At 44.9% G+C, this 11647-nt stretch carries 12 protein-coding genes; 2 read left to right on the top strand and 10 right to left on the bottom strand.

Annotated elements, in window-relative coordinates:
• Positions 1-140: 140 nt before the first annotated feature.
• The 6 genes from F6K38_RS27735 to F6K38_RS27710 all read right to left on the bottom strand — a co-directional run bounded on the left by F6K38_RS27735 (position 141) and on the right by F6K38_RS27710 (position 3936).
• On the bottom strand, positions 141-752 hold the full coding sequence (locus F6K38_RS27735; RefSeq protein ID WP_287250514.1) for a hypothetical protein: 612 nt from the start codon (positions 750-752) through the stop codon (positions 141-143).
• Between the two features lie 130 nt (positions 753-882).
• Positions 883-1050, bottom strand: a complete 168-nt coding sequence (locus F6K38_RS27730; protein WP_287358286.1) for a hypothetical protein — start codon at positions 1048-1050, stop codon at positions 883-885.
• Positions 1051-1064: 14 nt separating this feature from the next.
• Complete coding sequence (locus tag F6K38_RS27725) at positions 1065-1709, bottom strand: Tll0287-like domain-containing protein (protein WP_008189374.1); 645 nt, start codon at positions 1707-1709, stop codon at positions 1065-1067.
• 154 nt (positions 1710-1863) lie between these two features.
• On the bottom strand, positions 1864-2706 hold the full coding sequence (locus F6K38_RS27720) for a cytochrome c3 family protein (protein ID WP_008189372.1): 843 nt from the start codon (positions 2704-2706) through the stop codon (positions 1864-1866).
• Positions 2703-3347 carry a cytochrome c3 family protein gene (locus tag F6K38_RS27715; RefSeq protein ID WP_008189370.1) on the bottom strand — a complete coding sequence of 215 codons (645 nt, stop codon included), beginning with the start codon at positions 3345-3347 and terminating at the stop codon, positions 2703-2705. The genes F6K38_RS27720 and F6K38_RS27715 overlap by 4 nt, the downstream gene beginning before the upstream one ends.
• A gap of 25 nt (positions 3348-3372) precedes the next feature.
• Positions 3373-3936: a globin family protein gene (locus tag F6K38_RS27710; RefSeq protein WP_008189369.1), complete on the bottom strand. Its 564-nt coding sequence runs from the start codon at positions 3934-3936 to the stop codon at positions 3373-3375.
• A 766-nt stretch (positions 3937-4702) separates the two neighbouring features.
• Between F6K38_RS27710 and F6K38_RS27705 the strand changes: the two genes are divergently transcribed.
• Positions 4703-5896, top strand: a complete 1194-nt coding sequence (locus F6K38_RS27705; protein ID WP_008189368.1) for a HEAT repeat domain-containing protein — start codon at positions 4703-4705, stop codon at positions 5894-5896.
• A 395-nt stretch (positions 5897-6291) separates the two neighbouring features.
• Positions 6292-6891: a PAS domain-containing protein gene (locus tag F6K38_RS27700; RefSeq protein ID WP_287358283.1), complete on the top strand. Its 600-nt coding sequence runs from the start codon at positions 6292-6294 to the stop codon at positions 6889-6891.
• Between the two features lie 166 nt (positions 6892-7057).
• Here F6K38_RS27700 and F6K38_RS27695 read toward each other — a convergent pair whose 3' ends face one another.
• The 4 genes from F6K38_RS27695 to F6K38_RS27680 form a co-directional block, all read right to left on the bottom strand.
• Positions 7058-7663 (bottom strand): Uma2 family endonuclease, encoded by a 606-nt coding sequence (locus F6K38_RS27695; RefSeq protein ID WP_008189366.1) that lies wholly within the window; start codon positions 7661-7663, stop codon positions 7058-7060.
• A gap of 248 nt (positions 7664-7911) precedes the next feature.
• Entirely contained in the window at positions 7912-8118 is a 207-nt protein-coding gene (locus F6K38_RS27690) for a type II toxin-antitoxin system HicB family antitoxin (protein ID WP_008189365.1), read from the bottom strand.
• Positions 8119-8241: 123 nt separating this feature from the next.
• On the bottom strand, positions 8242-11511 hold the full coding sequence (locus F6K38_RS27685) for a CHAT domain-containing protein (RefSeq protein WP_287358281.1): 3270 nt from the start codon (positions 11509-11511) through the stop codon (positions 8242-8244).
• On the bottom strand, positions 11508-11639 hold the full coding sequence (locus tag F6K38_RS27680; RefSeq protein WP_287358289.1) for an AAA-like domain-containing protein: 132 nt from the start codon (positions 11637-11639) through the stop codon (positions 11508-11510). Before F6K38_RS27680 ends, F6K38_RS27685 begins: the two co-directional genes overlap by 4 nt.
• Positions 11640-11647: the final 8 nt, after the last annotated feature.

The following is an 11647-nucleotide window of genomic DNA, read 5'->3' as shown; positions in this document are numbered from 1 at the left end:
TCCCGATTCCCGATTCCCGATTCCCGATTCCCGATTCCCGATTCCCGATTCCCGATTCCCGATTCCCGATTCCCGATTCCCGATTCCCGATTCCCGATTCCCGATTCCCGATTCCCGATTCCCGATTCCCTGTTCCCTATTCATTGATAGTAATAGGCGATAAATATGTGAAATCCTAGCATCACAAAGAATACACTGACTAGGAAGATATGGGTGGATAGCCAGATAGAGCGTAGATTACGAATTAGGGGGCCTTTAGATATACCCGGTAGCATGCTGCCAATGCCATCCTTTGCTGGCACCCAACCAAAATATTTTCTAGGAGATTCTAACACCCCGGTTTCCGCCACAACACCGACTAGAGCCGATAGGGTTACACCAAAAAATACCCACAGGAATATAGAATTAAAATTCTTACCCGTCGCCCCAATGGTATGAATTAATGTTGTCCCTAAAAGTGCGACTCCCAAAAAGATATGTAAACTGCGCCACAGCTGCATAGAACCAGGAATAGTCAACTTAATCATCCAGCCACGACTACGCTTTCTAGCTGTTAGTACCATCTCAAACAATACAAAGGCTAGGGATAGATAGCCGGTAATTTGCTTATAAAGTTCCCCTTGTAAAAGCTGATACCATTTAAAATAATTGTCCCGCAGCATCGGTAGATAAAGGGAACTGAGGGCAAAGGGAGTCAGAATTACCACACAGATGAAGGTGAGGATGATTAAGGTAGAAAATTTGGGCTTCATAACATAGTGGCTTTTCGGTTAAACCTATTTTTTAAGCAGTCAGCAGTCAGCAGTTAGCAGTCAGCAATCAGCAGTTAGCAGTCAGCAGTCAGCAGTCAGCAGTTAGCAGTTAGCAGTCAGCAGTCAGCAGTCAGCAGTCAGCAGTCAGTCTTTGGGTGATAGTTGATAGCACCTCAAGTAGCGTGGGCATAAGCTGATAGCTAATAGCTGATAGCTGATAGCTGATAGCTGATAGCTGATAGCTGATAGCTGATTGCTGATTGCTGATAGCTGATTGCTGATAGCTGATTGCTGACACATTTCCCCTAAAAATTAGGTGCCTTTTAGAGGCAGATTAATGATGACGCCACCCATGACTTCGCCCATCTCGAAGACTTTGTCAGGATAGCGCTCTTTGTGTACAGGATGGGTGTTGTGGCAAGTGACACAGGCTTCAGCGACGGCTTTATCAGGGTAGACGGCAGAAAAATAGGTTGTACCAGCAATTTCTTGATAGTCTTTGTAAGGCTCACCAGTTTCAACCACTTCTGCCATTGCTTTCTTTTCAAATTCAGATTTTGGCGCTTGGTTATCGTTGATGTTCCAAGGGGAAATTAAGCCGTAGGTAAACTCTCCGTTATCAGAAGCAATCTCTGCTCCTAGACGGAACATTTGAGCTGGTAGGGGAATACCACCAGTTTGTTGCCAACCTTCAGTGGCTTCAGCATCAACTACTCCCTTTGGCTTGTCTTTGCCTTCTAATTTCTTTAAGCGGTTAATAACGTGCTTGGTGTAAGCGGTGCGGTCTGCTAACAGTACAGTATGGATATAATCCACAACTAATTCCGGAGCAACACCTCCAGCTTGCTGACTGGAACCGCCGCCACAAGCTACAACAGTGACGCAAATCGCTAAACCTAAGGCAATTAAGCCCACAGCTTTGGTTTTCATGCGATGTAGCAATGTATTGATTGCCATGATTTCGTGTTTCCTCTCCTTGTATTTAATTGGTATGACGTGGCTATGACGTAGCTATGACTAGGGCTAGGAATGATTAGCGTTAGCTAGTAGCTTTAATTAGTAGCTTTTACTACTAGTAGCGTTAATTAGTAGCGTTAATTAGTAGCTTTTACTACTGTTCAGCGTTACTCGACCGTTTCTTCTCAAATGCACGAACTAGATCAAAGGTTTCTAGCTGAAGGCTAGGAGGTCGAGCAAAGTTTTCCTCTACTAGCTCATCGTCGAAGATGCTGTTATAGCTATACTCGACGCTGTGGCAGTTCATACAAACTTCCTTAACCATGCGATCGCGTGGTTTAAGAGTAAAGGTATTGTTGTGATTAACGACAATTGTGTTTTCTGTGTTTTCCAGCTGCTGACGAGGTAGATGACAGCTAGCACAGGTGACCGATTCACCATTAGGTCTGGGTAACGTACCTTGGTCGGCCAATAGTTCGGCATGCTTTGAGTTTTGATAGTTGAGGGAGTGGGTGTCATTATGACAGGTCAAGCAGGAATCTACAGAGGCTTGCCAGGTATTTACAGAATGGACATTGTGACAGCTGTTGCAGTTCATTTGCTTGTCCATCGCTGACTCTTTCATCGGCAAATGAGCCATTGCTGGTGTCAAGGGAGATAGTCCTTCTGAGATCCGAATGCCATGCTTACCATACAGAAAGGTCTCAACTGCTACCTCATGGCAACTTTGACAACTTTCCTGGGTTGGTTTAACCACTAATTCTTTAGTGTCAGAGTCTTGGTGACAGCTAGAGCAGTTAACGTCTGCTAAGGCATGAGCACTGCCTTGCCACAACTGATTAATTTCAACTAATTCCGCTTGGGAAAGGGATGCAGCGGCGTCTTTGGGCACACCCCCATTAGTGGCTACATCAATAACAGTGTTTGTGTTACCTCGGATACCGCTGACGAATACAAACCCAATGAGGACGAGTATAATCACAATCAGTTTTTTCATGACTCGCTCCCCAGGAATTCTTCACCTAAATCGGGAGTAGGCGCTTCTTCTAATTCCCCAGTAACTGTGCGCTCCAACAGTACAGGTTCTGGCAACATCGGCAACTGATCGATATTCTGACGCAGGAATCCTGTCGAGATGGAGCGGTGGTCGTGGAAGTTATGACAGCCTGCGGTCCAGCAACCATCCGGAGCAAATCCTGTATGACTGGCTAAGTCACCGGTGATGATGCCCTCATGGCAAGCCATACATAGGTCTGGCTTGAGGTGAACTCCTCGCCCAAACATATGGACGTGTTCGTTATGACAAGCAGTACAGGTTAGTACATCTATCTTGGTTAAGAGTTCAGCCCAACGGGGGTCACGGAACTTTTTAGATCCGTGAGCATCTGCTGCCATTTCGGCTTCGTGACAGCGCATACAGGTTTCGTTGGTGACCGGTTTAAACCCCTCATGACAGGAGTTACAGGAGACCTCAAACAAAACATGCCCCTCCGAGGTAGTGCCAGGAAGGAAGACACTGCGGTGATCTAAAGCGAAGGCAGCGCTTAACCACGTTAGTAGGATCACCATCACACCGATGATGACTACCTTGGATTGGAGAATAGTAGGCTTAAAAAACTTACCCAGATTGCTTGCCATTTTTAACTATTTACAACAGGATGGCTTACAACAGCATGGCCAGGATCAGGGTGACAATTCCACCAGCCCCAAACACGCCACCGACTAAGGGCCAGTTAATGTTTGTTTCCGGCACCTCATACTGTTGGGGGCTGGGTTTTGTGGCCTCTGGTTTTGGGGAATCTAACTCTACCTCTTCAGAGGAATAATCCGCACCATCCAACATGATGGTGGTAATGGCTCCGTAGGCATCTACCCAGGCTTGCTTGACCTCTGGTGTCCAATCCGCCCCCAAGTATTGCTCAAAGGTTTTTAGGAGGCTATTGCCCACTAATGGATAATGTTCTGGCAGCGCTCCATACTGAACATGTCTTGCTCCTAGCCCTTTGAGGGCTGAACTGAGGGTATCTGGTTTGCGTAGATTTTCCACTACCAGTACCAAGGAAGCCAGCAGTTTTTTCTTTTGCGCAACCATGTCTGTGGTATCGAACAGAGGCTGGGCGGCTGGATAATCGGTGAATAGATTTTCGTAGAAGCTGGCTACAAATTCTGTAGCGCGAGGCTTAACCTTATCAAAGCTTTGTTCTAATAGTTCGACTTGTAAAGACATTGCTATATATCACTCCCTAGGATTTAGATGGGATTTAGATGGGATTTAGATGGGATTTAACTGTTAGCTTGGCACCGAGCCCCCTATACTTACTTCAACCCACTTTTGGGTTGGAGTCATTGAGGTTGAGAGTTTGACATCCCCTAAAGGTAGATGCCCAGTGGAGATAACCTCCCACCAGGCAGGATTTTCAAGATGTCTAACTGTGTAAGGTTCCCACTGACTAACACTGACTAAGTCGATGTGATTAGATCAATAGTCCATATCGAGATATAACGATAGGTTTCACAATCGGGAAACATCGTAGCTTTTGTTACAAAGAATTTATAAAATTTTATATTATGCATCAAAATATTGCATTTAATACATTTTGGATTTGATAATTAGGCTTTGGTTGGAGAACGCTTAAATTAGAGTCCGATATTCGGCGTTGCTGAATCTTCGAATTAATAGGAGTAGAGTGGGCATCCTGCCCGCCCGAACATATATGTGTGGAACTGGCAAGATGCCAGTTCCACACATATATTGAAACTGGCAAGATGCCAGTTCCACGCCTGATGCCCATTCCACAGGTGCGACCCAAGGCCGCGAGGGATTGCTCGCGGCCTTGGAGGCGCGCACCTGACTCTTAAAATCATTCCATTATTAAGTAACGCTGGAAAATCAGCTGTTCGTCGGATCAGTCTCCTGTGTGATCGAGATAGTAGTCCAATGCAGTGAATTTGATGCAGTTAATTTTTTATTGCCGTGAGGCAACGATTAAACAATGCTGAACATTTTAAAACAAGCAAGTCTTGCTGGACAGCAGGAAAATTTTTCATTACTCACTCACCATCTTCAGCAGTTGTCCTTAGGGAAAAATGGTCAGACACAGCAGCGGTTAAGTGATGAAGAGTTCCAGCTAGCTTTGAGTCTGGGATTACAGGTGCTCAAGAGTGGGGATTTTCAAGAAAAATGGGCTTTAGTAAAGGTGCTACCAAAACTGGGGAAAGCCGTTATTGCTCCGGTGATCAGCATCCTAGAAGATGAAGCACTAGATTTGGAAGTCCGTTGGTTTGCTGGTCGGATCTTAGGTCAGTTTGATGACCCGGCAGTGGTGATGGTGCTAGTCAAATTGCTGAAGGATGGTGAGGATGAAGAGTTAGCCTATATGGCTTCTGAGGCACTGGCAAACATTGGGACTTCAGCGGTGGCGGCTTTAAGCCGTTTCCCAGAATCCCCAGAGGCCAGATTATTGGCAGTGCAAGCCCTGGCTCATATTCACCGTCCGGAAGTGATTGAGCCATTGCTGAGTGTGGTTAATGACCCCAGCTCGGAAATACGGGCTACTGCTATTGAAACCCTCAGTAATTTTCGCTCACCCTCAATTACTCCAGTTCTCCTGAATGCCATAAGCGATCAAGTGGCAGCGGTGAGGAAAGAAGCGGTGATTGGTCTAGGGTTACTACGCACTCTGTTGCCAGATTTAGATCTAGTCAAGCGGATTAAACCATTGCTTTATGACCTGAATTTGGAGGTTTGCCACCAAGCTGCGATCGCACTCGGGCGTTTAGCTACCTTGGAAGCCCATCAAGCGTTAGTTAAGGCACTCCAGTCACCAGCTACACCAATCAGTTTACAAATCGAGATTGTCCGTGCTTTCAGTTGGGAGTTTACTACCAATTCCCTACAACAGTTACAAGCAGTGCTGAGGGAGGCACCCACACCAGTCTGTCGGGAAATCATTAGCGTCCTGGGGATGGTAGAGTCAGACTATTTGAAACCCAAAGCCGCTGAGATTTTGATCGACTTTTGTCAATCAGGGCAAGTGGCTACCGAAGATCACCAAATCAAACAAACTCTAGCCATGTCCCTAGGACAATTAGCTCAATTTAAATCAATACCCTTACTCAAAGACTTGGTGGCAGATTCAGATCACTCCGTGAGCTTGCATGCGATCGCAGCCCTCAAAAAATTCTGATTGTAAATTCTCATTCTAAATTCCCTTTAGTCTAGGGGCGTAAAGCCTTCATGGTCTACCGTTGCTAAGGCTTGCATTTTTTTGTGCTATACTCTATAATTGTGGTTTAATTCAGAAGTGGGCTACCCCTTAACTCAAATCCCTAAGGTGGACTTTAATTGAGGAAAGCCGATCTGAGCCATCCATAGAGACAACAGAAAAATCAATAAAAGCAAAGATATTGCGGAGCAAGCGTGGTTTAAAAGCCAATTATGGGCGTTTGCTTCATGATTTTGCCACAAAAATTTGCTACCATCAAGTACACTCGCGAACCCTAGGGGACGATTTAATAGAAGGCCATTGAGTAGTCCAGCCTCAATTGTTCCTAGACTTGCTCTGTGGATGGAGAAATACGAGTGAATATAAACGACGATACCGTATTCAAAGCACTTCTGAGTTCACTGAACACAAATCCAGGCTTTGACTTTACTAAGCACCAGATTCCAGGTCAAAAGTGCCTCAAAATTGAATCACTAGATCCTAAGCAATCCTCTCTAAAGCCGGAGCTGCTCTATGCTGCTCTAGAGGAACTCTCTACCGGTTTTGAGGAACTCAGCGAGAAGTATGAGGCTTTGCAAGCGGCTTACGCTGTGTTACAAGCACGGCAACAACACTACCATAATTTGTTTGAATTGGCTCCGGAGGGTTACCTGGTAACCAATGCTCAAGGAATTATCCAAGAAGCAAACAGTGCAGCTGCTAGTCTACTGAACGTACAGCAGTATTATCTGGTGGGTAAACCGCTGATGAGCTTTATCAGTGAAGCTGAGTCTAATCGGTTCGACCTCCAACTCCACCAGCTCCAGCAATTGCAAAAGCTCAAGGACTGGCAAGTGGTATTGTGTCCACGGCAAGGTAAACCTGTAGCGGTTGATATGTCAGTGTCTGTCTGTTGTGACTCTCAAGGCAATGTGGTTAGTATCCAGTGGATCATACTTAATGTGACTGGGTTCTAGAACCGCTAAAAGAGCTCGAAGTCAAAGACATCAGGGCTCTACAATCCGGTTTTATCATTACCCTTTCTCTGGAATTGAGGAAATTCCTGAGTAAGATCATCAATTAACTAGCACAGATGGCTGATTGTGCTTCTCTGCTTGGGTTGACAAGGCTAATCCGTTACCCTTACCAGATTTTATCCAGCTTCAGCACGAAACCAGGCAGTACCGACTCATCACCCTTGACCGTAGCCGGATTGTCCAACTGTTCCACTTCTACCCCAGGACGGTAAATATACACCTGACGACTATTTGGGTCAATCAACCACCCCAAGCTAGCGCCATTTGACCTGTACTCCTCCATCTTGTTCTTGAGATCTTTCACCCTATCAGTGGGGGAACGCAATTCAATCACAAAATCCGGGCATATGGGAGCAAATTTTTGCCTTTGTTGAGGTGTTAGGGCTTCCCATCTTTCTAACTTTACCCAAGAGGCATCAGGGGAACGTTCTGCACCATTGGGAAGTTTGAAACCAGTGGATGAGTCAAAACCTACTCCTGTACCGTCCTGTTCCACCCAAGTCCACAACTGACCACCTATACTTAGATTACGTTTTCCGGTTTCACCTCCTGTTGGGGGCATAACAATTATTTCTCCCTCTGATGTCCGCTCAATACGTAATTCTCGGTTAACCTGACAAAATTCAAAAAATTGGTCATCATCCATCTCCAGTGCCGGGGGCATCCTCAGCACAATCGGATTAGTTTCAACAGCTGTGGTGGCGAATGTCATGATTTAGTTGCTTCCCGCACAACAGAGTTTCTTCTATTCTAGTTATTGGTACTTACAGCGGTTTTCAATTCGGTGAGGTACAAATTTCTACGTTTTAGGGAGCAGGGAAGAGGCAAGAGGCAAGAGGCAAGAGGCAAGAGGCAAGAGGCAAGAGTGAAAAAATTCTGTGTACCTCAGGTGCGACCCGTGGCGAATTTAATTCTTAATGGGTCAAGCGCACCTAATAGTTATGAAAAACGCTGTAACTATCAGACCACAATTTGTTTTGTACCGACAAATTCTGTTTCAAAGGTTAAATTCTCATCTTCTAGCAGCATTTCCATTACTTCTCGCAAATTTTCCTTTAACTCGTCTAAGGTTTCTCCCTGAGAATGTGCTCCTTTAAATCCTGGAATATAACCAACGTAGAGATTGGTATCTAAATCTCTTTCAACAATTGCAGTAAATGTTTTCATGAAATTCTAGTTTTTTAATTTAATAAGATCTTCTAGCGGTTTGCGACTTTTCAAGTAGCGTGAGCTTTTAGCTGATGGCTGACGGCTGACGGCTGATGGCTGTTCGCGCTACGTCATAGTCCCTTACCGCCATTCACCGATTAGAACAAAGGGTGCCCAGTAATAGGGATGCTGGTAGTTAGGGTCTTTCAAAACACTTAACTGAGCACGGCGCAGGGCTTCAGCTTTGGTAACGTTCCGTTGAGTGAATTCTTTGTAAAACTGATTCATAAACACAGCAGTTGATTCGTCGTCAATAAACCACAGAGCGCCCAGAATACTGCGGAATCTAGACCTTAGGGCTAATCCGGCTAATCCAAAAGGTTTTTGATTATTCCCTTGAGCACCTTCACAACTACTGAGCACGAGTAATTCAATCGGGTCAAATTTTTCCTGTTCTCTTGAACCCAGTAACTCCTCAAAGTCCTTGGCTGTAATTTTTTTGTCCCAAGCCAATATAAATGTATCTTCTGAAGAAAACTCTCCATTGGTTGCCAAGTGAACTACAGGGAAGGAAGAGGAGTTAAGTGCGTTTTCCAGGGCTTTACTAGTGAAGCTCTGATTGAGTAGGACTGAACTTGGTATCATTGAGCTAATTTTTTCCATCTCCACCTCAACAAAGGGTAATGCTGGATAGCCTTGGCGGGATTCAGAAACTCCAGCAATCAAAGCTTTTAAAGGTTTTTGTTTCTGGGGCTGAGGCTTTAGTATCTGTAAAGCGGGGGTGACAGCAATAGCATATTTTTCTAATAAATACTGCTCACCATCGTGGAGAGCTGCCATGGGAATATTTCCTAGCCTACTATTGGGCACAAATACGATAGTCTTGATGTTGCTTTTAGCTAACTTAGTTTCTGCTGGTTTAATCAGCAATTCGTAAATTTTTGGGGAGAATCTACGCCATAAACGTCTATGCATGATTCGCACTGCCTCTTTAAAACTGCTAAGCGTTTCCTCAACTTCTTCTGCAGATAAAGGTGTTGAGTAGCGGTGCAAGGGTTGACCGGGCAAGTGAAGAATTACTTCCAATCGATTATCCAAAATAATAGGATAGATTACTGCTGCTTGGGAATCAATTTGGTCAATTTCGATTAGATTAGGATTCAAAGGAACTATCTCACGGAAGTTATTGAGTTGAGTCAAATGGAGCGATTCAATAACCTGACGAACTTTTCTAAGAGTGTGCTGGTTAGAACCAGTTTCCTCAGAATCCAAAAGTGACCCAATAAACTCCTGATAAACACTCTCTACAATCTCTATAAAATTAACTTTTATAGCTGGATTTATGCTGCTTAAATCCCTACCTAAGGATTGGATAGTATCAAAAGCCTTACCGTAAGCATACAAGGCTCCTTGAGTATCTCCTTGAGCTGTCATCAAACGAGCTTTGCTCATTAGAGCTTGGGCAAGAATAATTGAGTGATCTAGAGACTTTCTATTATCTGCATTGGCTAATATTTCCAAACTTTCTGAAACTGCCTTATTTGCCTGATCAAACTGTTCAAGTTGCTGATAGGCAATAGCAATATTGGTCAGCAGCATGGCTTGTTTTAGTTCATAGTCTTGAATCTCAAAGGAGAGAGCTGCTTGTTTTCTGGCTCTTTTTGCCTTAGAGCGCTTATTGGCTTTGTAAAGTTTTACAGCAAGTTCAGAGAGCTGCGATACATTTTGAAATTCTTGCTTTACCTGGTTAAGTTCTATCTTGGCAGAATCAACCTGGCGATTCGCGTTTACCAATAGAATTACTGTTAGTATTCCAGAAATACCAGCTCCCAATAACGCTAAAATTAAGACACCTAATCCGAACCGCATCTGCCCTTTGGCTTTCCGATTCGCCTCAGTTAGTACCAGATTTCTCTTCTGGGCAGCTTCCCTATCTTTCCTCTCTCTCTCTAATGCTGCAAATCGCTCTTTTTGAGCAATTTGCTCCTCTATCTGCTTTTTCTCACTTGCTGCCAGAAACTGCTGATCTAAATAACTTAAATTCTTACCCTTTGCCCAAGCTTGAGCATTCTTTAGAGTTTTACCCCGCAACAATAGTGACTGATCCTGACAATCTGACGCCACCCAAGCCCTAAAGGCTTCCGAATAGGGACGTAACTGGGCTAATTCTTGCTTAATCCAGTCCTGATTAAAGACTTCACGGTAGATCGGGTTATACACTTTAAGCACTGGAGAGGTTCCAAGTCTGTGCTTGACCACTAACCCAGATAACTGTAACTTCCCCTCCTCAAAACTGTTATTAGCAACAACTTCCCCCTGCTGCCACACCTGCTGATACAATTCCAACAAATAGGCAGCCCGTTGCTCATTACAAAGAATGCGATCGCGTATGGTCTTCAAGTGTTCCGGTTGATCGGTAGCTTCCCAGTTGTCGATAAAATGCGATCGCACCAACCTCTCAATCCATTCCTTCTCCCTCTCCTTCTCCCCCCTTATTAAGGGGGGTTGGGGGGGATCCAAACTTGTTAAGGGCTTCTCAATCGATTTATTCTCCCCCCTTATTAAGGGGGGTTGGGGGGGATCCAAACTTGTGAAGGATTGGGGGGGATCCAAACTTGTGAAGGATTGGGGGGGATCCCAACACCCAGAACTAACCACCAACTGACAGAGCTTTTGAGTAAGAAACGGTTGTCCTCCTGTCCACGTTACTATCTCCTCGATAACAGCTTGGGGGTTACTGACGTTTCCCTCCAATCCCTTGACTAACGGCTCAACTTCATGGAGTTGAAAGCCATGTAACTCAACTGCTCGTCCAATATTAAAGGGGGTGCGGTCTTTATCTGCTATTAAATCCCCTGGTGTCGCCACCCCCAACAGCACAAAACTGATGCGATTATAGGCAGAATTTTCCGCCCGTTTGTTATAACAGGCTCGAATTAGGGCAAAGAAGTCATCTTTAAACGCCAGTTGCAGAACGCTATCAATTTCATCAATAAAAATAACAATCCGTTCGGCAATTTGGATCAGTAATACCTCTTCGATAAACTCCCGAAAAAGCTGTACTGGGGGAATATCTTTGTGCTCATTGAGCCAGCTGCGAAATGATAATTTCTCCTGTAGACCGAATCGGTTAATCAGAGTTTTGGTTAAGCCGCCATACCATTTCTCTGGGGTAACCTGTTGGGTTCCTAATTCCGTAATATCAATGGATGCACAAGCCACCCCGTGGTTTTGCAGCCGTTTCATGGTTCGCACTCTCAGGGAAGACTTCCCCATTTGGCGGGAATTCAAGACATAGCAAAACTCTCCAGCCAGCAACTGCTGATAAAGTTCCCCGTCAGCGGTACGCACCACATAAGTACTAGCATCGGGTGGTAGGCATCCCCCAACCTGATAGGCTCCTGTACTCATAGCAGTTCTCCTAGGTGGTCTCTAAAATACTGTCGATATAAATTACAACTGGCCATGACCTGATTGCCTTGCTTTTTCACTAGCCCCATGCTGTACAACTGATAGGCTGCGATCAAGTCCAGATGCACAGGAGCGT

Origin of the sequence: Moorena sp. SIO3B2, from assembly GCF_010692525.1 — a bacterium.
GTDB classification, from domain to species: Bacteria; Cyanobacteriota; Cyanobacteriia; order Cyanobacteriales; family Coleofasciculaceae; genus Moorena; species Moorena producens.
The sequence above is the reverse complement of the archived record's forward strand: the minus strand, read 5'-3'. Positions and strand labels throughout refer to the sequence as shown.

Excerpts from the sequence above, each read along its gene's own strand:
- F6K38_RS27735 (WP_287250514.1), bottom strand. The coding sequence starts at position 752 with ATGAAGCCCAAATTTTCTACCTTAATCATCCTCACCTTCATCTGTGTG.
- F6K38_RS27725 (WP_008189374.1), bottom strand. The coding sequence starts at position 1,709 with ATGGCAATCAATACATTGCTACATCGCATGAAAACCAAAGCTGTGGGC.
- F6K38_RS27720 (WP_008189372.1), bottom strand. The coding sequence starts at position 2,706 with ATGAAAAAACTGATTGTGATTATACTCGTCCTCATTGGGTTTGTATTC.
- F6K38_RS27715 (WP_008189370.1), bottom strand. The coding sequence starts at position 3,347 with ATGGCAAGCAATCTGGGTAAGTTTTTTAAGCCTACTATTCTCCAATCC.
- F6K38_RS27710 (WP_008189369.1), bottom strand. The coding sequence starts at position 3,936 with ATGTCTTTACAAGTCGAACTATTAGAACAAAGCTTTGATAAGGTTAAG.
- F6K38_RS27705 (WP_008189368.1), top strand. The coding sequence starts at position 4,703 with ATGCTGAACATTTTAAAACAAGCAAGTCTTGCTGGACAGCAGGAAAAT.
- F6K38_RS27695 (WP_008189366.1), bottom strand. The coding sequence starts at position 7,663 with ATGACATTCGCCACCACAGCTGTTGAAACTAATCCGATTGTGCTGAGG.
- F6K38_RS27690 (WP_008189365.1), bottom strand. The coding sequence starts at position 8,118 with ATGAAAACATTTACTGCAATTGTTGAAAGAGATTTAGATACCAATCTC.
- F6K38_RS27685 (WP_287358281.1), bottom strand. The coding sequence starts at position 11,511 with ATGAGTACAGGAGCCTATCAGGTTGGGGGATGCCTACCACCCGATGCT.